The sequence below is a fragment of the Geobacillus sp. FSL W8-0026 genome (genome assembly GCF_037966255.1).
GTDB lineage: Bacteria > Bacillota > Bacilli > Bacillales > Anoxybacillaceae > Geobacillus > Geobacillus icigianus.
Window position 1 is genome coordinate 1,657,607 of record NZ_CP150194.1, and the last position, 25,644, is coordinate 1,683,250.

The 25,644-nt window shown below is 49.0% G+C and carries 20 protein-coding genes and 2 pseudogenes; 19 read left to right on the forward strand and 3 right to left on the reverse strand.

Annotated elements, in window-relative coordinates:
- Positions 1-31: 31 nt before the first annotated feature.
- The 4 genes and pseudogenes from NST29_RS08310 to NST29_RS08325 form a co-directional block, all read left to right on the forward strand.
- The gene (locus NST29_RS08310; RefSeq protein WP_014196016.1) at positions 32-967 is read left to right on the forward strand and encodes an AEC family transporter; all 936 of its coding nucleotides are present in this window, start codon (positions 32-34) and stop codon (positions 965-967) included.
- Between the two features lie 520 nt (positions 968-1,487).
- Positions 1,488-2,504 (forward strand): LacI family DNA-binding transcriptional regulator, encoded by a 1,017-nt coding sequence (locus tag NST29_RS08315; RefSeq protein WP_339232921.1) that lies wholly within the window; start codon positions 1,488-1,490, stop codon positions 2,502-2,504.
- Between the two features lie 17 nt (positions 2,505-2,521).
- The gene (gene gntK, locus NST29_RS08320) at positions 2,522-4,066 is read left to right on the forward strand and encodes a gluconokinase (protein WP_339232922.1); all 1,545 of its coding nucleotides are present in this window, start codon (positions 2,522-2,524) and stop codon (positions 4,064-4,066) included.
- Positions 4,067-4,200: 134 nt separating this feature from the next.
- A pseudogene (locus tag NST29_RS08325) lies at positions 4,201-5,538 on the forward strand (GntP family permease); the annotation flags it as partial.
- Between the two features lie 345 nt (positions 5,539-5,883).
- Here the strand turns inward: NST29_RS08325 and allB are convergent.
- The 3 genes from allB to NST29_RS08340 all read right to left on the reverse strand — a co-directional run bounded on the left by allB (position 5,884) and on the right by NST29_RS08340 (position 11,034).
- Positions 5,884-7,269, reverse strand: coding sequence for an allantoinase AllB (gene allB / locus NST29_RS08330; RefSeq protein WP_055358144.1), 1,386 nt, complete (start codon positions 7,267-7,269; stop codon positions 5,884-5,886).
- 41 nt (positions 7,270-7,310) lie between these two features.
- Positions 7,311-8,726: an NCS1 family transporter gene (locus NST29_RS08335; protein ID WP_061580988.1), complete on the reverse strand. Its 1,416-nt coding sequence runs from the start codon at positions 8,724-8,726 to the stop codon at positions 7,311-7,313.
- 688 nt (positions 8,727-9,414) lie between these two features.
- Positions 9,415-11,034, reverse strand: a complete 1,620-nt coding sequence (locus tag NST29_RS08340; protein ID WP_339232923.1) for a PucR family transcriptional regulator — start codon at positions 11,032-11,034, stop codon at positions 9,415-9,417.
- Between the two features lie 162 nt (positions 11,035-11,196).
- Between NST29_RS08340 and NST29_RS08345 the strand changes: the two genes are divergently transcribed.
- The 15 genes and pseudogenes from NST29_RS08345 (at position 11,197) to NST29_RS08415 (ending at position 25,629) form a co-directional block, all read left to right on the forward strand.
- Positions 11,197-12,435 carry an allantoate amidohydrolase gene (locus tag NST29_RS08345; RefSeq protein ID WP_055358533.1) on the forward strand — a complete coding sequence of 413 codons (1,239 nt, stop codon included), beginning with the start codon at positions 11,197-11,199 and terminating at the stop codon, positions 12,433-12,435.
- A 13-nt stretch (positions 12,436-12,448) separates the two neighbouring features.
- Entirely contained in the window at positions 12,449-13,696 is a 1,248-nt protein-coding gene (locus tag NST29_RS08350; protein WP_055357883.1) for an ArgE/DapE family deacylase, read from the forward strand.
- A gap of 458 nt (positions 13,697-14,154) precedes the next feature.
- The gene (locus NST29_RS08355) at positions 14,155-15,552 is read left to right on the forward strand and encodes a methyl-accepting chemotaxis protein (protein ID WP_339232924.1); all 1,398 of its coding nucleotides are present in this window, start codon (positions 14,155-14,157) and stop codon (positions 15,550-15,552) included.
- Positions 15,553-15,841: 289 nt separating this feature from the next.
- Complete coding sequence (gene urtA, locus NST29_RS08360; protein ID WP_062898667.1) at positions 15,842-17,098, forward strand: urea ABC transporter substrate-binding protein; 1,257 nt, start codon at positions 15,842-15,844, stop codon at positions 17,096-17,098.
- 55 nt (positions 17,099-17,153) lie between these two features.
- A complete protein-coding gene (gene urtB / locus NST29_RS08365) occupies positions 17,154-18,053 on the forward strand; it encodes an urea ABC transporter permease subunit UrtB (protein WP_339232987.1) in 900 nt (299 codons plus the stop codon).
- Positions 18,054-18,062: 9 nt separating this feature from the next.
- Positions 18,063-19,120, forward strand: a pseudogene (urtC, locus tag NST29_RS08370) (urea ABC transporter permease subunit UrtC).
- Positions 19,095-19,859: an urea ABC transporter ATP-binding protein UrtD gene (gene urtD / locus NST29_RS08375; protein WP_339232926.1), complete on the forward strand. Its 765-nt coding sequence runs from the start codon at positions 19,095-19,097 to the stop codon at positions 19,857-19,859. The pseudogene urtC and the gene urtD overlap by 26 nt, the downstream one beginning before the upstream one ends.
- The gene (gene urtE / locus NST29_RS08380; protein WP_031409122.1) at positions 19,838-20,539 is read left to right on the forward strand and encodes an urea ABC transporter ATP-binding subunit UrtE; all 702 of its coding nucleotides are present in this window, start codon (positions 19,838-19,840) and stop codon (positions 20,537-20,539) included. The genes urtD and urtE overlap by 22 nt, the downstream gene beginning before the upstream one ends.
- 80 nt (positions 20,540-20,619) lie before the next feature.
- Positions 20,620-20,925 carry an urease subunit gamma gene (locus NST29_RS08385; protein ID WP_031409124.1) on the forward strand — a complete coding sequence of 102 codons (306 nt, stop codon included), beginning with the start codon at positions 20,620-20,622 and terminating at the stop codon, positions 20,923-20,925.
- Positions 20,926-20,968: 43 nt separating this feature from the next.
- Positions 20,969-21,295, forward strand: a complete 327-nt coding sequence (locus NST29_RS08390) for an urease subunit beta (protein ID WP_144974744.1) — start codon at positions 20,969-20,971, stop codon at positions 21,293-21,295.
- A gap of 4 nt (positions 21,296-21,299) precedes the next feature.
- Positions 21,300-23,009, forward strand: a complete 1,710-nt coding sequence (gene ureC, locus NST29_RS08395) for an urease subunit alpha (RefSeq protein WP_339232930.1) — start codon at positions 21,300-21,302, stop codon at positions 23,007-23,009.
- A gap of 11 nt (positions 23,010-23,020) precedes the next feature.
- Complete coding sequence (gene ureE / locus NST29_RS08400) at positions 23,021-23,467, forward strand: urease accessory protein UreE (RefSeq protein ID WP_033019108.1); 447 nt, start codon at positions 23,021-23,023, stop codon at positions 23,465-23,467.
- Complete coding sequence (locus NST29_RS08405; RefSeq protein ID WP_033019107.1) at positions 23,460-24,137, forward strand: urease accessory protein UreF; 678 nt, start codon at positions 23,460-23,462, stop codon at positions 24,135-24,137. Before ureE ends, NST29_RS08405 begins: the two co-directional genes overlap by 8 nt.
- Positions 24,138-24,202: 65 nt before the next feature.
- Positions 24,203-24,817, forward strand: coding sequence for an urease accessory protein UreG (gene ureG, locus NST29_RS08410; RefSeq protein WP_031409133.1), 615 nt, complete (start codon positions 24,203-24,205; stop codon positions 24,815-24,817).
- Positions 24,814-25,629: an urease accessory protein UreD gene (locus NST29_RS08415; protein ID WP_033019105.1), complete on the forward strand. Its 816-nt coding sequence runs from the start codon at positions 24,814-24,816 to the stop codon at positions 25,627-25,629. Before ureG ends, NST29_RS08415 begins: the two co-directional genes overlap by 4 nt.
- Positions 25,630-25,644: the final 15 nt, after the last annotated feature.

The window sequence follows — 25,644 nt, forward strand, 5'->3', positions numbered from 1 at the left end:
CGTATGCATAAAGAAAGCGGGGGAAAACATCTTGTACATTTTTGTGAGTATCTTGCTTCAAGTCATGATTCCGATGTTGCTGATCGTCGGCTTGGGAGCAGGGCTTCACCGTTTCTTTCGTCTTGACCTCAATACATTATCCAAATTGAACATGTATGTCCTGCTGCCGGCAGTCGCATTCATCAACGTGTACGACAGTGAGTTGAATGGAAAGGTGTTAGCGGCTATCTTAGGGTTTCTTCTGTTGCAAAACGGCGGGCTGATGGTTTTGAGTAGGATCATGGCGAAACTATTCAAACTGGAGCGAAGTATGGCAGCGGTGTTTCAAAATACGGTTGTGCTGAACAATTCTGGCAACTTCGGCATTCCTGTCAGCCAGCTGGTGTTTCACCAACATCCGCTCGGGGCGACGATTCAAATCATCGTGACCATTTTTCAAAACTTCTTGACCAATACATATGGAGTGTATCAGTTCGTGTCAGGAAACGGGAAAAGTGGGAAATGGGCTGCTGAGATATGGAAAAATCCCGTTCTTCACGCGCTGTTGTTCGGTGTGGTCTGCCGATGGCTTCACGTCCCAATCCCATCATTTTTATGGACGCCGCTTCGGCGGGTTGCCGACGCGTTTTTAGCCATCGCCCTCTTTACGTTGGGGGCGCAAATCGCCTACGCCCGTTTTAACGCCTTGCCGCCGCTTGTGTATGCAAGTGTGTTTGGGCGTCTCGTTTTGTCGCCGCTGTTGGCTGCGTCTTTGATCTTTCTATTAGGAATTGATGGAGTGACGGCTCAGGCGTTGCTCATTGCTAGTTCCTATCCGTGCTCGCGCAATACGGCGCTGTATGCACTCGAGTATGACTGCCACCCAGATTACGCCGCCCAGGCGGTGTTGGTGTCGACTTTGTTGAGCGCCATTACCGTTACAGGCGTTGTGTATGCGGCCCGGCTGTTGTTTCCGATCGCTGGATGAAAACGAGGGCAAGCTGTCGTCGACTCCCAATCATGCAAAAATCATGGGGGGATCGACGACAATGTGCTTTCGTGTCAAAACCCTACAGCTTACATTGCAGGTTCAGTTAGAAACAGCTACCATACTTTAATGGCAGGTGCAAGTACATCTTTTGGTGATGAACCAATATCGGCTCTTCACCACAAGTTGTACTTGAGATTTTAAGATAGGTATGCATAGGAAAAATAGAGGGTGCAAAAAATGCGAATGTTCCTGTATGGTAAAGGTGACCAAACCAACCCATTGGAGGAACATTCGCATGTATTCTCCGTTTATCAAAGAACTCATCGATTGACCAGACGTTTTGATTCAAAAGGTGCGAAAACGAAGAAGAACGTTGGATTTTCGAACTTTCTCTGACGCTTTAGGATTTCAATCCAAAACTATTGTAAACCGCTTTCATTTGGTTTATAATAAAGCTAAACCGGTTTATGAAAACGCTTTTGAACTAAATCGATTTAGTACGAGAGAGGGATCCCTTTTGAAAAAAGTAACGATGGCCGATGTCGCGAAATTGGCCAACGTTTCGAAAAGTACGGTGTCACAATACTTAAATAAGCGCTATGAGTATATGAGCGAGGAGACGAGAAAACGCATCGCCGAGGCGATTGAAGAGCTTGGGTATCAGCCGAACATCATCGCCCGCAGTTTGAAGCAAAAGACGACAGCGACCATTGGCGTGATTGTTTTTAATATGCTTCATATGATGACAACGCAAGTGCTGCACGCCATTGAAGAGGAATGCCAAAAGCGCGGGTTTCAAGTCATTGTCTGCAATTCCGACGATGATCCGGATAAGGAAAAAACATATGTTGATACGCTGCTGGCGAAGCAAGTGGACGGGTTGATCGTGTTTCCAACAGGGAAGAACGAGGATGTCTATCGCCGTCTTGTCGAGGAACGGTTTCCACTTGTGTTTGTCGACCGGATGGTGCCGGGAGTGGAGGCAGACAGCGTGCTGCTTGATAATGCAGGTGCAGCGGAAATGGCGGTTCAGTATTTCGCTTCCCAGGGCCGCGATCGGATTGCGATTGTCACCCCGCCGCTTGTCTCTTACAACGTGCCGCGGATGGAGCGGTTGGAAGGGTTTCGGGCGGCTATGGAGAAAAGGGGATTTGAAGTTGGCGATCAAAACGTCATCGCCGCTGAACCTGCCGCGCTGCCTGGGGAGCTGAAGAAGCGGTTCATGGAATCGGAGCGGCCGAACGCCTTGTTTGCGATTAACGACTTGACGTTAATGGGCGTTTTGCGGTTTGTGAAAGACGCAGGGGTTCGTGTGCCGGATGAGGTGGCGATCATCAACATCGATGATGTACCGTTTGCCGACATTTACACGCCGGCGCTGACAACCATCGCCCAGCCGACGTTTGCGATGGGGAAGAAAGCAGCTGAGCGCGTGTTTGAACAAATGAAAGCGAAAAAAGCCGACGGTCCGCGCGTATTTCGTTTCTCCCCGGTATTGATGGAACGGACATCGATCAAACGGGAGAAGGCATGAGGAAGGGAGGAGAAACGATGGCGATTTATGGGGACGTCGTCATTGGGATTGATATTGGAACGACAAGTACGAAAGCGGTCGTGTTTGACGGGCGGGGGAAGGTGCTGGCTTCTCACGCTGTCGACTATCCGATCATCCAGCCGCATCCGGGATTTGCCGAGCAGGATCCCGATGAACTGTTCGCGGCGGTCGTTCAAGCGGTCGGGGCGGTGACGGTCCGCCACGGCATCCGCCCAGAACAAGTGAAAGCGATGGGTTTGAGTGCGGCGATGCACTCGATTATGGCGCTTGACGAGTCGGGCCGGCCGCTCACCCGCCTCCTCATCTGGGCGGACAACCGAAGCGTGGCTCAAACGGAGCGGCTGTGGAAAGAACAGAACGGGCTTGATATTTATCGGCGGACGGGGACGCCGATCCATCCGATGTCGCCGCTATCGAAATTGCTTTGGCTCAAGGAAGAGCAGCCGGACGTATTTCAGCAAGCACGGCGGTTTGTGTCGGTGAAAGATTACGTGTTGCACCGTCTGTATGGCGACTATGTCGCTGACCATTCCATGGCATCGGCGACGGGTTTATTCCGATTGGACACGCTCGATTGGGACGAGGAGGCGCTCGCCCTTGTCGGCATCCGCCGCGAGCAACTTCCGCGGCTCGTTCCCGCCACGCATATTATGACTGGCATGAAAAGAGAATGGGCGGAAAAAATGGGAGTCGCTCCGGATGTGCCTGTTGTCGTCGGAGCAAGCGACGGCGTGCTCGCCAACGTCGGCGTCGGGGCGGTGCTCCCAGGTGAAGCGGCCATCACGATCGGAACGAGCGGGGCGGTGCGGACGATTGCGGCAAAACCGACGACCGATGAAAAAGGGCGGACGTTTTGTTATGCGTTGACGCCCGGCTATTGGGTCGTCGGCGGACCGACGAACAACGGCGGCATTTTGCTTCGCTGGCTGCGCGACGAGTTCGGCGCCCACGAGCGGGAAGTGGCGAAAAAGCTCGGCATGGATCCGTATGACTTGTTGACGAAATACGCGGAACGCGTCCCGCCGGGGGCGGAAGGGCTTGTGTTTTTGCCGTTTTTGTCGGGCGAGCGGGCGCCGTACTGGAATGCGAACGCGCGTGGGACGTTTTTTGGCCTTGGCCTTCATCATAAGCGCGAGCATTTCATCCGCGCTGTCATGGAAGGCGTCTGCTTCAGCATTCTCTCGGTCGCTTTAGCCATTCGCGACGTCACGGGGCCGATGTCGGAAATCCGCGTCTCGGGCGGATTCGCCAAGTCGCCGTTTTGGCGGCAAATGCTTTCTGATATGCTCGGCAAACCGCTCATCGTGCCGCAGACGCACGAGGCGTCGGCGCTGGGGGCGGCTGCGGTGGCGCTTTACGCGTTAGGCGAGCTGCCGTCGCTGGAAACGGTGAAAACATGGATCGACACAACAGCCCGTCATGAACCGAAGGAAGAACATACGCTCATTTACGCTGAACTGTTTGATTTGTATGCCCGCTTGTATGAGCGGTTGAAAGAGGAGTTTAACATCATCGCCGCGTTTCAGCGGCGGAGTGGGTAAAGGGAGGAAGACTAAATCGATTTAGCTGGCTATGATCGGGCGCTAAATCGATTTAGCCCTTTCCTTCAAAGATCTGAAAACGTTTGCTTTGTTCACTAAATCGATTTATCTCAAAGATAAAGGGGGAGCTTGTGATGGAAATCGCCATTGTTGTTGCTGCTATTATCGTGTTATTATTGCTCATTACTATGGCGAAAATGCATCCGTTTGTCGCACTCATTTTAGTGTCCGTCGGCGTCGGACTGGCGATGGGGATGCCGCTTGTCGCTCCGTCTCCAGAAACGCCGGGGATCATTGATTCGATTAAAGCGGGGCTTGGCAATACGCTTGGCTTTTTAGCGATCGTCTTGGCGCTCGGGACGATGCTCGGCAAAATGATGGCCGAATCAGGCGGCGCCGAGCGCATTGCGAAAACGTTGATCGACCGCTTTGGCCAAAAACGCGTCCATTGGGCGATGATGGTCGTCGCCTTTTTAGTCGGCATTCCGGTCTTTTTCCAAGTCGGGTTTGTCTTGCTTATTCCGCTCGTCTTTACGATCGCGATGGAAACGGGCATTTCACTTGTGACGATCGGCATTCCGCTTGTCGCTGGTTTGTCTGTCGTGCATGGGCTTGTCCCGCCGCACCCAGCCGCGATGGCGGCAGTCGGCATTTTTAAGGCGGATGTCGGAAAGACGATTCTCTATTCAATCATCGTCGGTCTGCCGACGGCGATCATTGCTGGGCCGCTGTACGGAAAATGGATTGGCTCGCGCCTGTATAAAAAAGTGCCGGCGGAAATCGCCGAACAGCTTGTGCAGCATAAAGAAGCACGTGAACTCCCTGGCTTTGGCAATACACTGTTTACAATTTTGCTTCCGGTCATTTTGATGTTGATTGCCTCTGTCGCAAACGTGACGCTTGATCAAAAGTCAGAAGCGGCGAAAGTGCTGCGCTTTATCGGCGACCCGATTGTTGCGCTCTTGATCGCGACGGTTTATTCGTTCTTCAGCTTAGGCTACGCCCGCGGCTTCAACCGCGACGCTGTCTTGAAATTTGCCAACGACTGCCTCGGCCCGGTCGCGAACATCCTGCTTGTCATCGGGGCGGGCGGCGCATTCAACAAAGTGCTGCTTGATTCCGGCATCGGCGAACAAATCGCTGAAGTGGCGAAACACTCGCACTTATCTCCGTTCCTGTTAGGCTGGGGCATCGCTGCTCTCATCCGCGTGGCGACCGGGTCAGCGACTGTGTCGATGATGACTGCTGCTGGCATTGTTGCGCCGATTGCCGCCACCATGCCGGGTACGAACGTGGAACTGCTCGTCTTGGCAACCGGAGCCGGATCCTTGATCTTGTCGCACGTCAACGACTCCGGCTTCTGGATGATCAAAGAATATTTCGGCATGACCGTCAAAGAAACGCTCATGACATGGACGGCGATGGAGACGATTATTTCGGTGGTGGCGTTTATTTTCGTCTTGCTGTTGAATGTGGAACGACACCCGCCCTGCATCGTTAAGGGGCGGGTGTTTATATTGTCCATAGCTTTCTGCAACCATTGCCTTTGCTTTGCTATCCCTCTAAAATTATTAGACGAGTTTGATGTCGGCCTGTACAAAAGGTGTATTGGAATGGTCGAAAATGGAGCAATCGCATACAAGCGAGCAAATAGATTTGTCATTTGAAATCTAAAAGGCCGCTGATTTAACGGAATGGCTCAACAGTAAGGTTTTTCTATTTGAGAAACTATGCGACACCTGTTCCTTTCTTCACGCAATAACCCTCGATTTAAGGAACAAGGTTGTTTTGCACTAGCCTTCTAAAAATGCACTCATTTACCCTATGCTTTGCAATGTTTTTCTGCTTCTCAGCAACTGTCCAACCGGTTTTCCCAAAATGCCTTTTTCAACGTCGTAGACGAGATGACCACGAACAAATGTTTTTGTTACTTGGCAATGGATGGTGCGGCCGATATACGGGCTATGCTTATGGCGGTAGTATAAATGTTCGTCAGACACAGTATAGGACCGGTTCGGATCAATTAGGATGATGTCAGCGTCCTTCGATATAGCAATCTCGCCTTTTGTCGTTAGATTGAACCGTTTGGCCGGATTCGTCGCAATCATCCGGGCAAAAAGAGGAACTGGAACATGGCGCCTTTTGACGGCTTCGTCAAACATTAAGTCCACAGTGTTTTGGCAACCGGAAATCCCGCCCCAAACTTCAAACATATTATTGGTATTGCTCTGTTTCATTTCCGGTGGGCATGGAGAGTGATCGGATGCCAACATATCAATTTTTCCTTGTTTCAACGCTTCCCATAGTTTTTTCTGTTCTGCTTCATCCCGCAAAGGGGGAGCACATTTGGCGATAGCGCCCAGCTCTTCGAATTGTTCGACCGTCAATGTAAAGTAATGCGGGCATGATTCAAGCGTGACATCCTGGCCTTCGTTTCGTGCTTTCACAATTTCTTCGACCGCTTCTCTGCTGCTGATATGGACAAAATGCAACTTGCATCCCGTCTCTCTTGCGAATAACAAGGAGCGTTTCACCGCCTCTACTTCTGCAATAACGGGGCGCGAGTCGACGTAGTCTTTGGCCGTCACTTTTCCTTGTTTTATTTTTTCTTCAGCCAGGCGATCTGTGATCGATGGGTTTTCAGCATGAATTAATAATACATGGCCCAGTTCGGCTAATTTCTTCATCCCTTGATAGAGCGTGTAGTCGTCTACGTTTTTAAAATCGCCGGGGATGTCGCTGCCACAAGTGGATAGAAAACATTTGAACGCGACGACCCCGCTATCGGAGAGTTCTTGAAGATGAGCGAGGTTTCCAGGGATGAGGCCGCCATGAAAAGCATAATCTATATAGTTTTTCCCCTCGGCTGCCTTGATCTTTAACTCTAATGCCTCTTTTGTGGTAGTTGCAGGAAGGGCATTTAAAGGCATGTCGACATAGGCGGTCGTGCCGCCGGCGGCGAGCGCCATGGATCCCGTTCGGAATCCTTCCCATTCCGTGCGTCCGGGTTCACATATATGAACGTGGATGTCAATCATGCCGGGCAGCACGTATTGTCCTTTAGCATCGACGATTTCTGCGCCGTTCCCGTTGATCTCTTCTCCGATACCGCAAATTTTTTCGTCCCGGATGGCAATATCAGCCTTTTTGACTTCATCATGGAAAACAACCAGCCCGTTTTTTATAATAAGATCAAACTGCATATGCGAACCCTCCTTGATAATTTAAATATTATTAATTATATTCAGAATTTTTTCGGTGCAATATCCTGATCTTCTACTTCGAAGATCGTTCCCTTTTTGAATTTCGAATCTTTAAAAGCGAACTTCATAAGAAGGAAATAAGCAATTCCAGCCACAACAAAGCCGATGATCCATGCCAAATCCACTTCGATAAACGCTGCGCCAGCACCAATAAACATAGCGAGGATTGCGGCTGGATTATACCCGGCAAATGGGCCGTCTTCTTTGTATAAATCTGAAACATTCACTTTTTGTCTTCTCAATATATAATATTCAACTAATAATATAGAAACAATCGGCCCTAAAAACGCAGAATAGATGAGAATGAATATTCCTAGACCTTTAGAGGATGAATCTTGTACGAGTACCCAAGGAAATGAGCATAACGCAAGCAATCCGGTTATGGCTACAGCCGGTTTATACTTTAGTTTTGTCAGCAACTGAATGACATAGGTGGGCGGAACAATATTGGCAACCATATTCACCCCAATAGACCCGAGAATAATAAACGCGGATACAAAGAATGTAATGTATGAGTTGTCTACCACAATCGCAAATGCTTTAACCGGATTGGCGACACCAGTTGCGGAAGCAAGCATGGCACCGATTGTGAGGGTCAAGCCGTATGCTGCAAAAATGGGCAAAAAGTATAAAAAGCCACGTTTTGTGTTGCTAATGCCGGGCTTCAATTCCCGCGAGTAGTCCGCGGCGCTTAAGAAGATTGCTGCATAGTTGCCCATAAACATCATGATAAAGGCAAAGAACGGCAATCCCCATGACCCTTCTGTATGCACCCATTTTTCGACAATCACATTGCTATATGATGTAAGAAGAACAACAAATACATAGATAAGGGCTAATCCAATGACAACTGATACGACGGTTTCCACCCATTTAATAGCGTGAAAGCCATACAGTGAAAGTACAATTTGCACGATTTGGAGTACCACAAAACAGATGGCTACGTTGTCAAAAGATCCGCCTGTGATAATCTTCATAATTTCGTTCAGGGCGGTACCGCCGATCCAGCTTTGGAAGCCGTACCAAACGATGGCCGGGATGCCTCGGCAAAGGGATGAAATGACAGAGCCTTTCAGGCCAAAGGACATTCTGAGCTGCACCACATAAGGGATTCCCGTTCTGTACCCGAGTCGGTCATTTAAGGCGAAAATGGTTGAAATAATCCCGATGGCAATAATTGCGGCGGCAAAAGTTTGGAAAATGTTAAGTGTAGCTGTCCCAGCTACTATCAAGCTAGCTCCAAGTGTCATATTGCCCAGGTTGACACCGTCGCCAATCCACATAAAAACGTAACTTAGCGGTCCGACTTTTCGATCTCTATCGGTCTTTGGCTGCAGTGATTCATCTACATGTTCCGCAAGTTGAATCACGGATTCCACATTTGTATTTACGGACATTGTATTGTCAACTCCCTCTAGAAATATTGATGTATCAAGGCTTGATGCCCTCTCAGGGGCGTCAAAAAATATTTTTTTGACAAAACACCCTTTTTTTGAATGTTTGTGCATTTCTGCTGTCATTGTCTGTTTTTTGGCCAAGGTCGCCTAACATAAAGATAAGAAAGAGGCGAGCCTATAACGGCCAGCCAGTAGCGACAATCGGAAAACTCATTCTCCCTCATTCATCAGTGCCATGTGCTACACGTTCACTTGATTCAGTATGATTGAGGGATGTAGCCGCCTTGGATCTTCCAGTCATAGATTAAGAAACGAACTTGTTTCAAGTATTATGAATTGGTGAATGTTGCACGTTTTCAATCCATAGACGACACAACATGGCGTCAACGTACATTAAACATACAAACGGTGAGAAGAACGACTTTCTAGGTTCACGATTCACGATCTGCCCCCTTTTTTCATCACATTTGGTGTTACTTTATATAACATATTAAAACGCGGAGATGGCAATGTCATTAGTCAACCTATCCAATCTTTACTTAAAGGAAAAGTTAAGGTGCATAATGTAAATTTATCTGTTGTTATTAAACCAATATCGGTATTTGTCAAAAAATATAACAATGATAATTTAACACTATCCCCGAGAGAGCTCCCGCCTTCGAATAGAGTGCAGGCGGGAGAGATTCATTTACAGGTGAAGCAGGTGTTTGATCCGAAAAGCTAGGCGGAGGCGGAATGTCGTCTCAGGATCTTTCAAATCTTTCTGGATCAGTTCTTCGCATTTTTCCAGTCGATAAATGACTGTATTCCGGTGAACATATAGTTTTTTCGCAGTTTCTGAAATTTGTCCATGGTTTTCTAAAAACACGAATAACGTTTGTAACAACATATCCCGTTCATTTGTTGAAGAAAGAGCCAACTTTTGAAATGTTTCATAATAGAAGGTTTTTAAATAATCCGGAGGAATCATTTGCAATAGTTCGGAAATGTCTTTTCGGCGATAAATTTGGATGAACTGGTGATGGTTTGCTAATTGGCCGATTTGCAACGCTTCTAATGCTTCTTTAAACCCTTTTTGCACGTCTAAAAATTGTGTGCATAAGTTGCTAACACCAAACGAAATGGTTCGATTGTATGTGTTCTTAATTTTGTACTGCAATTCTTTCAAAAATGGAAAAACGGTTGTGTGGAACTCGTTCCACGATTGGGAGATCGGAAATAAGGAAACGCATGTCGTTCCTTTCACAAAATGATGAACAGATGGAAAACAAACCTTCGTTTCGTCTTCGATCCATTCAAAAATCATATCTATTTCCTTCTGTGATTGGATGAAACTCAACGATGCTAGGTTCTCATCGAGCTTGCCAACGACACAAACATATGGCTGTTCATTTTCAATTTGGAATTCTTTGGCTTTTATCACGATTTCTTCTTGCGAGTGGAAAGCCCCCTCTATGATGTTGTTAAAAAATTCATTGCGCACTCTTTTTCCGTACTGCTTCAATGCTTTTTCTTTCATGAACTCAAAAGCGATAACGTTGGTTGCTTGTTCAACCGTTAAAACAAGCGATGGTTTTGAAAAAGGAATTGTTCCTACGATGATTAAGCAACCGCTTTTCTCTTCGTGAGTATAAATTGGGAAAGCAGAAAAAGTTTTTTTATTGCCTAATAGCGAAAAACAAGAATAGGGTGTTTTTTGCAAAAACAGGCGATATCCGTTTTTATGCAGATCTGTTAAATCCACAAGAAGATGGAAATCAGGATGCGATGAACTGATGACGCGAAGGTATTTATCTAACAATAGAACAGGATGGCGAATAATAGACGATAAGTTTTTTAATAAAGAAGAAATGCCTTTTCCGCTCATAATATGCTCGGTAAACTTTTGATGGGTTTCAATCGCTTGCAACAGCTCGTTTGTTCGTTTATCAAGAATACGGCTTAATGTTTGCGTAACGACGTCGCCTAAGGCGATATGAATAGGCAGTTCGATAAGAGGGAATTCCATTTTATTCGCAAAAGCAAGCACCTCATGCGGAATTTCATGTAAAAAGCGTTTTGTTTTGATAGCAAGTCCTGCGCATTGTCGATTGACCATGCTTTGGACTAATTCGAGCAAATCGTTCGGTTTATCCTTTAAGTGGTAGGCGGTTGTGACAAGCAGCTCGTTTGGTTTTAAGTAATCAGCAATATCGGGGGCGTCCATCATGTTCACGCTATATACTTCGCGGTCTTTTCCTTTTTGTCCGGCTACTAATCGAGCTGACTGGAAGGCAGGGACTGAGCGGAATAAATCAGAAATTTTCATTAGCGTTCGCGCTCCTTTTTAGTCAAGTTGTATAAAAAAGTGTTGAATTTATAGCGATTTTACCAATGAATATCTTTCAATGGCAAGATAAAATAAAATCTATATTACAAGTCTTGCGATCTTTTATGACAATTCATGTTTTTAAGCAGAGGTGTACAGCAAATGACGATGCCTAATCTGCAAGTCGATCCTAGCCGAATTGTACAGAGAATTGAGGAGTTGGCCCGGTGCAGTGCAACAAAAGTAGGAGTGACACGCCTTTCATTTTCCGAAGAAAGCGAACGGGCTAATCAATTGGTCGCTCAATGGATGAAAGAGGCAGGAATGGATGTTAGAAAAGATGGAATGAACAATCTGATCGGCCGATACGAAGGGAAAGATCGCGATGCGCCGATTTTGCTTGTCGGATCGCATCTCGATTCAGTTGTTGAAGGCGGAAAATATGACGGCATTCTTGGGGTCGTAGCGGCGATTGAGGCTGTTCATACACTGCATTGGCATGGCATACGGCCCAACTGCTCTATTGAAGTCGTCGGTTTTTCGGATGAGGAAGGAGCAAGATTTCATACGACACTGCTTGGAAGCCGGGCGATGACAGGCCATCTTCGTCCGGAAGAACTGTTGGCCAAAGATGACCAGGGAACGACGCTAGCGGAAGCGATGGAACAGCTCGGGATGAATCCGCATCACTATCGCGCCGCTGTCCGGGATCCTCGCACCATTCGTGGCTATATTGAACTACACATTGAACAAGGGCCGGTGCTCGAGCAAATCGGCCAAGCGTGCGGAGCGGTGTCTGGCATCGCTGGACAGTCGAGGTATACGTTTCGGATCGAAGGAAAATCAGGACATGCGGGTACGGTTCCTATTCAATGGCGGAAAGATGCGCTTGCCGGAGCGGCGGAAGTCATACTGGCAGCCGAACAAATGGCGAGCCAATGTGATCAGCTGATGATGACAGTAGGGAAATTATCTGTGTTTCCGGGCGTAAGCAATGTCATTCCTGGAGCGGTGGAAGGGACGGTTGATATTCGTTCCATTGATGATGAATTGCGGAAGAGTGCGATCAATGAATTCGTAAGGAAATGTGAAAATATTGCCCAACGACGGGGACTCGTTTGCCGATTTACGGAAGTGATGGATTCTCCGGCTGTATTATGTTCGGGTCATCTCACAAATGTGATTACCGATGTCTTAAAAGAGCACGGAATGGCTCCGGTTAAGCTTGTCAGCGGGGCTGGGCATGATGCGATGGCGTTAGCTTCCATTACCGATGTGGGCATGATTTTTGTACGATGTAAAGATGGACTGAGCCATCATCCGGACGAGTTTGTGTCTGTGGAAGATATTGAAACAGGCACGAATGTTTTATTAGATGTCATTCGGAAACTAACAGCATAAAGGAGGCCGTATTATGCTATCTCACGAGAAACAAAACATAATCGATTGGATCGAGATGGAGAAAAAAGAAATTATTGAATTTCTCCGCGAGTTGGTCGCCATTCCTTCAGACAATCCACCTGGTGATTGCTATGCCATTGCCCAACATATCTATAAGCGGTTGCAGCAATTTTCCTTTTATGATGCCGAGCTGCTGGAGGTGGAGGCCGAGAAAGTAAGGGAACGAGGGATGATACGGGTAGCGAACGTCGTAGCAAAAACGACGTTTGGATCTGGCGATGGCCCAGAAATTGTCCTCAACGCCCACGGGGATGTCGTAGCCCCGGGGCTTGGCTGGACGTATGATCCGTATGGCGGGGAAATTGTCGACGGGAAAATATACGGGCGCGGAGCAGCGGTATCGAAATCGGACATTGCCGCCTATACGTTTGCAGTCATGGCACTTCGGCAAGTGGGTGAAAAGCTTTCGGGGACCGTCTCGCTTGCCTTTAACTTTGATGAAGAAACAGGCGGAGAAATTGGCCCGAAATGGATGATAGAAAACGGGTATATTCAGCCGTCTATGGCGATTTCAGCTGGATTTACGCATTCGATTGTCAACTCTCATAACGGTTGCCTTCATCTTGAAATTCGCACGAAAGGCAAGTCGGCCCACGCAGCGGCGCCATATACAGGGTATGATGCCGTTGAGGCGATGACGGGCGTATTGCAGGCCCTTTATGCTTATCGGGAAACGTTGCAACAGAAACGTTCGGTGGTTCCGGGGATTGATTCCCCTACTTTAGTTGTCGGGTTGATTTCGGGGGGGATTAACACGAACGTTGTGCCTGACCAATGCGCTATTCGCATTGATCGCCGCTTGATTCCTGAAGAAGACGGAGAGCAAGTGGAAATGGAGATTCGACAGTTAGTCAAACGGGCAGCCGAGCGCTATGAGGGGATTGAAGTAGAATGCGATCGAATTCTTTTGGCCAAAAGTTTTGAGCCGACACCGTCCGATTGCCCGCTCATTCAAACGCTTGTGGCAAATTGGAAGGAAATCATGACAGGAGAACCAGAAATTCATGGAATTCCGCTCTACACTGATGCACGGCACTTTGCGGAAGCGGGTGTTCCGGTTGTACTATTTGGCGCTGGTCCGCGCACGTTGCTTGAAGCGAACGGCCATCGGGCGGATGAACACGTTCGGATAGATGATTTGATTGCAGCAACCAAAATCGTGGCTCTTACGTTGTATGACTTGTTGCGGAAAGAGGAGTAAACGAGTCCGTCTTATCAGCGTGGAGCAGTTCGGAATAGTATTAAATAAGGGAAAAGGCCATCACGCGGAGGTTTCTTGCTCAAGAGTATCCGTCGTTTTTTGAAAAGCCGGTTGACTTCTTCATGCTATAGAAGTGGAGAGATAAACTTAGTCAGAAAACGGTGAGGAAAGGCAGGCGAAAAGGGGCTGGCCCAAAAGGGGAATTTTCCTCAAACAAAACACGACATATTGTTTCTTTTCTTAGTGATTGCTTTATGCCTATATACAGTAATAAGAAAGGGTGTTCCAATCCTTTTTGGGACACCCTCACTTTTTTTGTACGCTTGGTATGGTGCGGCGTTACAAAAGAAAAGTCTTCAATGGAGGATGGTGAGTGCCTATCATTAGTTGAAAGTTTGTTTTGTATTCATTTTATGTTATAATCATGTAATAAAATATTACATAAGGAGTGACACTCATTGATTTTTGCGAGACGTGCGGAACGAAAAATAAAGCGCGAACTGGATCAGCCTCGACGTGAGGAAACGCAGGGAGGACCGCAACAAATTGCAAGGCAAATTGTTGTGGCGGTTGATCAGCTCAAAGCAGCGATGGAACAGATGAAGATGGCGGCACTTTCGCTGAATGACATTTCCGATTCAAGCCGGAATAGTGCGGCAGAGCTGATGGACCATAGCGAGAAAACGGTGGAGTATACGGAAAAAGTGGCGAACAAAATGCGAACAATCGAGGAGGCGGCTAGGGAAATCGCTGCATCTTCGCGTGATATGTATGCGAGCAGCCAGCAGTTTTCCGAACATTGGCTGCATTCATGGAATTCATTGGAGACGTTGCAAAAAGAAATTCGAACACTGCGCTCCCACCATGAAACGTTATTGGAACAAATGGACCATCTCGTTCATCATTCGCGACGCATCAATGAAATTATATCAGCGATCGGCGAGATTTCGCAGAAAACGAAAATTTTGTCGCTCAATGCCAATATTGAGGCGGCTCGTGCGGGAGAACATGGGCGCGGGTTTGCGGTCGTCGCGCGGGAAATCGGCATGTTGGCGAATCAAACGTCGGAAGCTGTCCAGCAAACACAGGATATTTTGTCCCTTATTCAACGCGAAATCGCAGCGGCAACCGATATCGTTCGCGAAGAAACAAAGCAAATCGATGTCGAAGAGAAAGAAATGGAAGCGATTATGTCGTTCCTTCATTTGCTGCAGCGACAGCTGAATGATATGACGGACCTCGTCTCCTCTTCTGTCCGGTCAGCGTCTGGGCAGTCGGACAGCGTGAAAGAAATCGCCGTTCTCCTAGAAGAAATCGTGCAATTGAGCCAGGAAAATCAACGGTTTGTCGAGCGAGTGACGGCGGATATGAACGAACAGCATGAAAGCGTCGAACAGATTTTGCGCATTAATGAAGCGCTGCAAAAGACAGCGGAGGAGCTGCAGCAAACGGTCGGACGTGATTGGATGAGAGAAACGATTTCTGTCGATGATGCGGTCGTGAAAAACACGATTCAGAAACTATCGGCTTTGCTTCAGTCAGCTCCGTTGGAACAAATGGATGAGGCCATGCATCAACGCGTGCTGGATCGATTTTTATCTGAGAATGGAGAGATTGAGGCTGTCTGGTCGAATCGTCTTGATGGGGCGTTTGTCTATTCGAATCCGCCGGCGGGCTTGGTCAACGCCAAAGTCCGGTCGTGGTTTCAGGAAGCTTGTAGAGGAACAGTGTATGTTTCCGATCCGTATGTATCGGCATTGACGAAACATCTTTGCGTCACGGTGTCCGCTCCCATTAGGGATCATAACGGTCAAATTGTCGGGGTCATTGGAGTGGATTTGTCGCTTGTGAAATGAACGCTGCCCCAAAAAGGTGCATGTGTGCCTTTTTGGGGCATGTTTTGTTTTTCGACCTGGCTGATTGGTCGAAAGATGATTGATAATAAATATAACAAAAATATGTAATAAAATATGACAAATATGTTGAGTCCGTGAAACGTGGGCCTTATACTGCTAATCAAGAACAAATCCTCAACGTGGAGAACATGCATCGCTTTTGAGGAACAAGGGAGGGATGCGCTCTTTTAGATGAACGAGGGGCAGGAATTCATCGATGTTTCAAATGAATAGGGGGAAGGGTGTGCGAATGAAACCAGCATTCATGTGGAAATTATGGCTGCTTTTATGCGTCAGTGTTTTTGCTCTTGGGGGATGTGCGGCGTCATCAGCAGTGGATCAAGCCAAAAACGAGAATCAAAATGATTCATCTTCGGCTGGCAAAGAAGGGGATGTGGTCAAAGTAGGAATCCTGCACTCGTTAAGCGGAACGATGGCCATCAGTGAAGTGTCGCTGCGCGATGCCGAGTTAATGGCCATTGAGGAAATCAATGCATCGGGCGGGCTGCTCAGCAAGAAGATTGAACCGGTTGTGGAAGATGGAGCGTCCGACTGGCCGACATTTGCCGAAAAGGCGAAAAAATTGCTGCAAAAAGATCAAGTGGCCGCCATTTTCGGCGGTTGGACATCGGCGAGCCGCAAGGCGATGCTTCCGGTTGTGGAGCAAAACAATGGGCTGCTTTGGTATCCGGTGCAATATGAAGGGATGGAGTCGTCGCCGAACATCTTTTACACTGGGGCGACGACGAATCAACAAATCGTTCCAGCGGTCAGCTGGCTCTTGAAAAACCGCGGCAAGACGTTTTTCTTGCTTGGATCGGATTACGTCTTTCCGCGGACAGCGAACAAAATCATCAAGGCCCAGTTGAAGGCCGAAGGTGGGCAAGTGGTCGGGGAAGAATATACGCCGCTCGGCCATACCGATTATAGCACGATTATCAGCAAAATCAAACAAGTGAAACCGGCTGTCGTCTTCAATACGCTCAACGGCGATAGCAATGTCGCCTTTTTCAAACAGTTGAAAGACGCTGGCATCACACCGAAAGACGTGACGGTGATGTCCGTCAGCATCGCGGAAGAAGAAATACGCGGGATCGGGCCGGATGTGTTGGCTGGTCACTTGGCTGTGTGGAACTATTTTCAGACGACCGATACACCGGAAAATAAGGCGTTTGTACAAAAGTATAAAGAAAAGTACGGGCAAGACCGCGTGACCGATGATCCGATTGAAGCGGCGTATACGGCCGTTCATTTATGGGCCGAAGCGGTGAAAAAAGCCGGTTCCTTTGATGTGGATCAAGTGAAAAAAGCTGCGGCCGGCCTTGAATACAAGGCGCCGGAAGGAACGGTGAAAATTGACGGGGAAACGCAACATCTATGGAAAACGGTGCGCATTGGCGAAATCCAAGCGGACGGACAATTCAAAGAGTTATGGAATTCCGGCCAGCCGGTGAAGCCAGATCCGTATTTAAAGAGCTACCCATGGGCGAAGGGATTAAGTGAATAGTTCACTTGGAAGGAAGGGGTTTCCTTCCTTCTCGCCCAGCGGACATGAGAGGGGGATAGCGATGTTCATCGACCAATTATTCAACGGGCTGAGCCTCGGTTCAATTTTGCTTTTGATTGCCATAGGGTTGGCGATCACGTTCGGGCTGATGGGTGTCATCAATATGGCGCACGGTGAATTGATGATGGTCGGAGCGTATACGACTTATGTGATCCAACAATGGTTTGCCAACGATATGCCGCACTCGGCAGGACTGTATTTTGTCGTTGCCATTCCGTTGTCATTTTTGATCGCCGCTCTGCTTGGCTGGGGGTTGGAAAAAAGTTTAATCCGTCATTTGTATCGCCGTCCGTTGGACAGTTTGTTAGCGACATGGGGGATCAGTTTGATTTTGCAGCAGACGGCCCGCCTCATCTTTGGGGCGCCCAACGTGGCCGTTGTGCCGCCAAGCTGGCTCGATGGCGGAATCCGCTTGTTCGGGGCGGTGTTTCCGTATAAACGGTTGTTTATTCTTTGTCTTGTGTTGGCGATCGTTTTCTTTCTCTATCTGTATTTAATGAAAACACAAACTGGCCGACGCATTCAAGCTGTTACCATAAACCGGTCGATGGCGGCCTGCCTCGGCATTGCCACGCAAAAGGTCGATGCTTACTCGTTTGCCATCGGTTCAGGGTTGGCGGGAGTGGCGGGATGCGCGTTGACCTTGCTTGGGCCGATCGGGCCGACGATCGGCACTTACTATATTGTCGATGCGTTTATGGTCGTCATTTTAGGGGGAGTAGGAAAACTGGCCGGGACGCTGCTGGGGGCATTTGGCATTGGCTTGATTTCGACGTTCGTCGAGTATTCCACAAGTGCCACTATGGCCAAAGTCATTGTGTTCGTTTTGATTATTGCGTTCTTGCAATGGAAACCATCCGGTCTTCTTAACGTGAGAACGCGGTCGCTTGATTGAGGGGGGAGCATGGTGAATCAACGTTGGGGATACTGGCTGTTTTTTGCCGCCTTGTTTCTTGCGCCGTTTTATTTGACTGAGTTTCGCTTGTCCCTGCTCGGCAAATTTCTTTGCTTGGCCATCGTGGCGGTCGGCATCTCCCTCATTTGGGGTTATACCGGCATTTTGAGCCTTGGCCATGGGGTGTACTTCGGATTAGGCGCTTATTGCATGGCGATGTATTTGAAGCTCGAAGCTTCGCGAGGGCATTTGCCTGATTTTATGGAATGGAGCGGCGTACGCGAACTGCCCTGGTTTTGGAAGCCGTTTTCGTATCCTATGGTGGCCATTGCCGCCGCGATCGCTCTTCCTACGTTGCTAGCTGCGCTATTAAGCTATTTCACATTTAAAAATCGGATTAAAGGCGTCTATTTTTCTCTTCTCTCCCAGGCGGTGGTCGTCGTATTGGTGACATTGTTTATCGGCAAGCAAGAATGGACAGGTGGAACGAACGGCTTGACCAATTTTTCAACTGTATTTGGTTTTTCGCTATCATCGCCGCTCACGCAAATCGTTTTGTATTGGCTGACAACAATCTGTCTCGCTCTCATTTTCGTCGCGGCGCGCCGCTTGACGTCCGGACGATTGGGGAAGGTGCTTATCGCGATTCGCGACGCGGAAAACCGGGTCCGTTTTTTAGGATTCAATCCGACCGTCTATAAAGTGTTTGTGTATAGTTTGTCGGCAGCTTTTGCCGGGGTGGCCGGAGCGTTGTTTGTCCTGCAAGTCGGGCTCATTTCCCCAGAGATGATGGGGATTATTCCTTCAATTGAAATGGTGTTATGGGTGGCTGTCGGCGGACGCCACTCGCTCATGGGCGCGATCGTTGGCGCGATTGTCATGAACACGGCGAAAAGTTTTTTAAGCGAAAATTATCCCGACCTATGGTTGCTTTTGTTAGGCGCGCTGTTTGTCGTTGTTGTGTTATTCGTGCCGAAAGGATTGGCGGGCATTTATGAATCGCTCGTTGCTGTTCGCATCAAAGCAAAAAGGGGCATGAACATGAAGCCCGTGTTGATGTGTCGTGATGTGATTGTTGACTTTGATGGATTTCGCGCTTTGCAAGGTGTTGATCTCGCCGTTTACCCTCATGAAGTGCGGTTTTTGATCGGCCCGAATGGAGCGGGGAAAACAACACTTCTCGATGTCATTTGCGGACGGACGAGAGCGATGGACGGTCGAGTGATGTTTTTCTCCCATGACATCACGAAACAGCCGGAATACGAGATCGTGCAAATGGGGATTGCCCGGAAGTTTCAAAGCCCTTCCATTTTTCCGTTTTTGACAGTATGGGAAAATATGGAGTTGGCCATTCGTCAAGATCGGCGCCTGCGTTCTGTTTTGCGGGCGAAGCGGACCGAAGAAGAGGAAGAGATCATGGCAGCCCAACTAGAGAGAATGGGATTGCTTGATGAACGTCATCGCTTAGCCGGCACTCTGTCTCATGGACAAAAACAGTGGTTGGAAATCGGCATGCAACTGATTCAGCGTCCGCAACTTCTCCTATTGGATGAGCCGATTGCTGGCATGAGCGCAGCGGAACGGGAGCGCACGGGGGAATGGCTTCATGAAATTGCTGAACATTGTGCGGTGATCATTGTGGAGCATGATATGGACTTTGTCCGCCGCTATTCGAAACAAGTGACGGTGATGCATGAAGGAAAAGTATTGTGCGAAGGCTCGATTGATGAGGTGCAGCAAAACGAACAAGTCATCGATGTGTATCTTGGAAGGAGGAAAAACGCATGTTATGTCTCCGGAATGTAACCGCTGGCTATGATGAAAGTGTTGTGCTCGATCAAGTTCGCATGGACATTCCTCTCAGCCGGGTGACAGCGGTGTTAGGCAGAAATGGGGTCGGCAAAACGACGTTGATGAAAACGATCATCGGGTTGATTCGCCCGATGTCAGGCGTGATCGAATGGGAAGGAGAAGATATCACGCGATGGCCGCCGGAGCGGCGGGCGCGGGCAGGGATCGGTTATGTGCCGCAAGGGAGGGAAATTTTCTCTGCGCTGACAGTGGAAGAAAATCTCCTTCTCGGGTTGGAAGCGCAGGCCGAGAACGTCCGTCCTCAGCCGATCCTTGAGGAAATATATGCATTATTTCCAGTCTTAAAAGAGATGCGCCAGCGAAAGGGAGGGGATTTAAGCGGCGGACAGCAACAACAGTTGGCCATCGCCCGCGCGTTAGCCGGCGAGCCGAAACTGCTCTTGCTTGATGAACCGATGGAAGGCATTCAGCCGTCGATCGTTGAGTTGATTCATGATGTGATTATGAAAATCGCCGAAGAAAAGCAGGTCGGCATCGTGTTGGTCGAACATAACGTGGAGCTGGCGTTTTCTTGTGCCGATCATTTCTATATTTTGGATTGCGGCACTGTCGTGGCGAAGGGGGATGTCGATGAGGCGGATTTGACTTATATTCAATCGTTTCTTGCTGTTTAAGCCACAGGCCGCGGGTTAGCGATGAGAGATTTCTTGAACCTGCGAGAATAGGTGGGGACATTTAAGAGGGGGAGAGATGAGTGAAACTGACTCCGCGCGAACAGGAAAAGCTGTTGATCGTCGTGGCCGCCGATTTGGCGCGCCGCCGGAAAGAACGAGGATTGAAACTGAATTATCCGGAAGCGGTGGCGCTCATTACGTATGAGCTGTTGGAAGGTGCCCGCGACGGACGGACGGTGGCGGAGCTGATGCAATACGGCGCAACGATTTTGACGCGGGACGATGTGATGGAAGGAGTTGCTGACATGATTGAAGAGATTCAAGTGGAAGCGACGTTTCCCGACGGTACGAAACTCGTCACCGTCCATCAGCCGATCCGGTCGTAACGACGCCGGTCGATTCAATGAAGATGGATAAAGGAGTGGTCCTATGATCCCAGGAGAATATCGATTGCGTGACGAACCGATTGTTTGCAATCGGCAGAAACCAGTCACGAAACTGACGGTCATCAACCGCGGCGACCGCCCGGTGCAGGTTGGTTCCCATTTTCACTTTTTTGAAGTCAACGCATTTCTTGAATTTGACCGGCAGGCGGCGTATGGAAAGCATTTGAACATTCCAGCCGGGACAGCGGTTCGTTTTGAGCCCGGAGATGCGAAGCAAGTAGAGCTTGTTCCGTTCTCCGGCGAACGCCGGGTGTACGGATTAAACAATATGGTCAACGGCCTCCTTGATGGCAGCAAGAAGGGAGAGTAAGAGAATGAGTTTTTCTATGTCAAGACGGCAATACGCGGATATGTTTGGGCCGACGACTGGGGACTGCATCCGGCTAGCGGATACGGACTTATGGGTTGAAATTGAGCATGACTATACGGTTTACGGCGATGAAGTGAAATTCGGCGGTGGGAAGGTGATTCGCGACGGGATGGGGCAACATCCGCTCGCAACCCGCGACGAAGCGGTCGATTTAGTGCTGACGAATGCTGTCGTCGTTGATTACACTGGCATTTACAAAGCCGATATCGGGATCAAAGACGGGAAGATCGCCGCTATCGGCAAAGCTGGGAATCCGCTGTTAATGGACGGTGTCAATATTGTCATCGGCGCCTCAACGGAAGTGATCGCGGCGGAAGGAAAAATCGTGACCGCCGGCGGGGTCGACGCCCATATCCATTTCATTTGCCCGCAGCAAATCGAAACAGCTTTGTCATCCGGCATTACGACGATGATTGGCGGCGGGACCGGACCGGCGACTGGAACGAATGCCACGACGTGCACGCCGGGAGAGTGGAACATTTACCGGATGCTTGAAGCTGCTGAAGCGTTCCCAATGAATATCGGTTTTTTAGGAAAAGGCAACGCATCGGCGAAAGAACCGATCACTGAACAGGTCTGCGCTGGAGCGATTGGGCTCAAACTTCATGAAGACTGGGGAACGACGGCGGCGGCGATTGACGCATGCTTGCAGGTGGCCGATGAGTACGATGTGCAAGTCGCCATTCATACGGATACATTGAATGAAGGCGGGTTTGTCGAGCATACGCTAGAGGCCATTAACGGGCGCGTGATTCATACATACCATACGGAAGGAGCCGGAGGGGGGCATGCGCCCGATATTATGAAAGTTGCCAGCTTCCCGAACATTTTGCCTTCTTCCACGAATCCGACGCGGCCGTATACAAAAAACACGCTTGATGAGCATTTGGATATGCTAATGGTGTGTCATCATTTAGATCCATCTGTTCCAGAAGACATTGCGTTTGCCGATTCGCGCATTCGCAAAGAAACGATCGCTGCTGAAGATATTTTACACGACATCGGCGCGTTCAGCATGATCAGTTCCGATTCCCAAGCGATGGGGCGCGTTGGGGAAGTCATTTTGCGTACATGGCAAACGGCGGACAAAATGAAAAAACAGTTTGGCCGCTTGCCGGAGGAAACGGGGCGGGGCGATAATGTCCGCGTCAAACGGTATGTCGCTAAATACACGATCAATCCAGCCATTACTCATGGGATTGCCGAATATGTCGGTTCGGTGGAAGTCGGAAAATTCGCAGATTTGGTCGTTTGGCATCCCGCTTTTTTCGGGGTCAAGCCTGAGCTCGTCATCAAAGGCGGGATGATCGCCTACAGCGTGATGGGCGACCCGAACGCCAGCATTCCGACGCCGCAGCCCGCTCTGTACCGCCCGATGTTCGCCAGCTATGGCGCCGCCATCGCGAAAACGTCCATCACCTTTTTATCCAAAGCGGCGCTTGAACGTGGCATTCCTGATAAGCTGGGGCTGCAAAAAACGGTGAAACCGGTCGGGAATATTCGCCGTTTATCGAAAAACGATATGGTGTTCAACAACGCCATGCCCCACATCGATGTTGATCCGCAGACGTATGAAGTGAAGGTCGACGGGCGGCTCATTACGTGCGAGCCGGCCGAAGTGGTGGCCATGGCGCAACGATATTTTCTTTTTTGAGGTGATGGCAGATGATTATTGAAACGATTGTCGGCAATATTCAAACCATCTCTTCTCTTCCCCCGCATATTGAACGGGTGTACATGGCGAGCGACGATTTAGTGAAGCGAATCCAGCGGGTCGTGACCGATCATGGGCGGGAACTTGGCATTCGCCTAAAGGAAGCGAAAGAATTGGCGGATGGAGATGTATTGTGGATGGATGACTATAACGCGATCGTTGTTTCCGTTCTTCCTGAGGATTTGCTTGTTATAAAGCCGGTTTCGTTGAAACAAATGGGGGAGATCGCTCATCAGCTTGGCAACCGCCATTTGCCCGCCCAATTCGAGGAAGGGGAAATGCTTGTCCAATACGACTATTTAGTCGAAGAGCTGCTCAAACAGCTGCACATCCCGTACAAGCGGGAAAAACGGAAAGTAAAACAAGCGTTTCGTCATATCGGCCACCGCCATGACTGACCAACAGCTATTGTGGCTGTTGCAGCTCTCGGATTCGAATTTTCCATCTGGAGCATTTTCCCATTCCTTTGGGTTTGAAACATACATGTACAATGAGCAAATTTGTGATGCCAAAACATTTCGTCAATCACTTATCGTTTACATTCAAACCCAGCTGACGTATACGGATGGATTAGCGTGCCGGATCGCCTATGAGCAGTTGAAAGCCAACAGCATCGAAGGACTGCAACGGTTGAACGAAACGCTGTTTGCTCTCTGCCTAGCGAAGGAAACGCGGGAAGGAACGAGAATGATCGGAGAGCGTTTATGGAAACTTTGCCGCCACATTTATTCGGTCGATGAACTCGATGAGATCGTACAAACGAAGCAGTCCATTCATCCGGCTATCGCGTTTGCGGCAGTCGGTCGCAAAATCGGGGCAACCAAACAAACGACGGTGCTGACGTATTTGTTTACTTCTGTACAAACGATGGTGCAAAACGCGGTCCGCGGCATTCCCCTCGGCCAAACGGACGGGCAACAGCTGCTCGTCATGGTGCAGCCATATTTGATTCATGCCACGAACATCATCGAGATGCTCGGCGAAGAGGAGCTCGGGGCGGCAGCCATTGGCTTAGAAATCGCGCAAATGCAACATGAACGCCTTCCGGTCCGGTTGTTTATGTCATAATACTGGACAAACAAAAAAGCGCCTATTTGGGTTGGAATGAAAAACGAAGAAGGGGGAATATCATGATCGAACCGGTACGAATCGGCATCGGCGGCCCCGTTGGCGCCGGCAAAACGATGCTTGTCGAGAAACTGACGCGGGTGATGCACCACCGCTTTAGCATCGCGGTCATTACGAATGATATTTATACAAAAGAAGATGCCCAATTTTTAATTAAACATAGCGTTCTGCCGGAAGATCGGATTATCGGCGTCGAAACGGGCGGGTGCCCACATACCGCCATTCGCGAAGATGCATCAATGAATTTTGCAGCCATTGATGAACTGAAGCGGCGCCATCCGGATGTTGAGCTCATTTTTATCGAGAGCGGCGGCGATAACTTGGCGGCGACCTTCAGTCCGGAGCTTGTTGATTTCTCCATTTACGTCATCGACGTCGCCCAAGGGGAAAAAATACCGCGCAAAGGCGGACAGGGGATGATTAAGTCGGATTTGCTCGTGATTAATAAAATTGATCTTGCCCCTTTCGTCGGTGCCAGTCTGGAAGTGATGGAACGGGATGCCAAAGCGGCGCGAGGGGCGAAGCCGGTCATTTTTACAAATTTAAAAGAAGAGATCGGGCTTTTTGACGTTGTGGATTGGATCGAAAAACAGGTGCTGTTGGCAGGGTTGGACGAATGAGCTGGACGGGGCGTTTGCAATGCACAGCGGTCGTGAAAGACGGCCGCACTGTCATTTCTGACACTTATAATGAAGGAGCGCTGAAACTGATGCGCCCTGTTTATCTCGATTCTGCTCATCCGACATTATATCTTGTTCACGTTGGAGGAGGATACGTCAATGGCGACCGCTACGAGATCAATATGAAGTTAGAGTCTCACGCCAGATTGATGGTGACGACACAAGCGGCGACAAAAGTATACAAAACCCCGTATGCGCCTGTTGGGCAATATACGCAATTTTCCTTGGGTGATGAAAGTGTTCTCGAATATTTTCCCGATCCTCTCATTGCCTACGAACAAGCCCGTTTTATCCAAGAGACCGTCGTTCATGTAACAAGCCGTTCGACATTTATGTATGGGGAGATCATCACGCCGGGTTGGTCAGAGAGCGGCCAACTGTTCCGCTACGATTGGATTCGTTCGAAACTGAAGGTGTATCAAGACGAGGCGCTCGTTCTGTTTGATCATCTGTACTTGGATTCGCGGCAGCACTTAACGAGCATGCTGCAGCTTGGCGGCTATACGCATGTCGGATCATTGGTGGCTCTTTCTCCGTTCATCACAAAGGAAGTGTTAGAACAGTTCAACCAATTCATGGAAGAGATGCCGCAAGAGGTTCGCTGCGGTTTTTCAGCGGCAGCCGTTCCAGGCTTTTCTGTACGTATATTGGCGTATGAAACATCGGCCATCGAAGCGATATTTCAACGTATCCACCAGTTTATTCGCCACCAATGTGGTGAGAAAGCGCCAGTTTGCTGGAGGAAATATTGACAAGAGAAAGGAAGA

Excerpts from the sequence above, each read along its gene's own strand:
- urtD (WP_339232926.1), top strand. The coding sequence starts at position 19,095 with ATGAAGCCCGTGTTGATGTGTCGTGATGTGATTGTTGACTTTGATGGA.
- ureC (WP_339232930.1), top strand. The coding sequence starts at position 21,300 with ATGAGTTTTTCTATGTCAAGACGGCAATACGCGGATATGTTTGGGCCG.
- NST29_RS08390 (WP_144974744.1), top strand. The coding sequence starts at position 20,969 with ATGATCCCAGGAGAATATCGATTGCGTGACGAACCGATTGTTTGCAAT.
- urtE (WP_031409122.1), top strand. The coding sequence starts at position 19,838 with ATGTTATGTCTCCGGAATGTAACCGCTGGCTATGATGAAAGTGTTGTG.
- NST29_RS08340 (WP_339232923.1), bottom strand. The coding sequence starts at position 11,034 with ATGAAAATTTCTGATTTATTCCGCTCAGTCCCTGCCTTCCAGTCAGCT.
- NST29_RS08405 (WP_033019107.1), top strand. The coding sequence starts at position 23,460 with ATGACTGACCAACAGCTATTGTGGCTGTTGCAGCTCTCGGATTCGAAT.
- gntK (WP_339232922.1), top strand. The coding sequence starts at position 2,522 with ATGGCGATTTATGGGGACGTCGTCATTGGGATTGATATTGGAACGACA.
- NST29_RS08350 (WP_055357883.1), top strand. The coding sequence starts at position 12,449 with ATGCTATCTCACGAGAAACAAAACATAATCGATTGGATCGAGATGGAG.
- NST29_RS08415 (WP_033019105.1), top strand. The coding sequence starts at position 24,814 with ATGAGCTGGACGGGGCGTTTGCAATGCACAGCGGTCGTGAAAGACGGC.
- allB (WP_055358144.1), bottom strand. The coding sequence starts at position 7,269 with ATGCAGTTTGATCTTATTATAAAAAACGGGCTGGTTGTTTTCCATGAT.
- ureE (WP_033019108.1), top strand. The coding sequence starts at position 23,021 with ATGATTATTGAAACGATTGTCGGCAATATTCAAACCATCTCTTCTCTT.
- NST29_RS08335 (WP_061580988.1), bottom strand. The coding sequence starts at position 8,726 with ATGTCCGTAAATACAAATGTGGAATCCGTGATTCAACTTGCGGAACAT.
- urtA (WP_062898667.1), top strand. The coding sequence starts at position 15,842 with ATGAAACCAGCATTCATGTGGAAATTATGGCTGCTTTTATGCGTCAGT.
- NST29_RS08345 (WP_055358533.1), top strand. The coding sequence starts at position 11,197 with ATGACGATGCCTAATCTGCAAGTCGATCCTAGCCGAATTGTACAGAGA.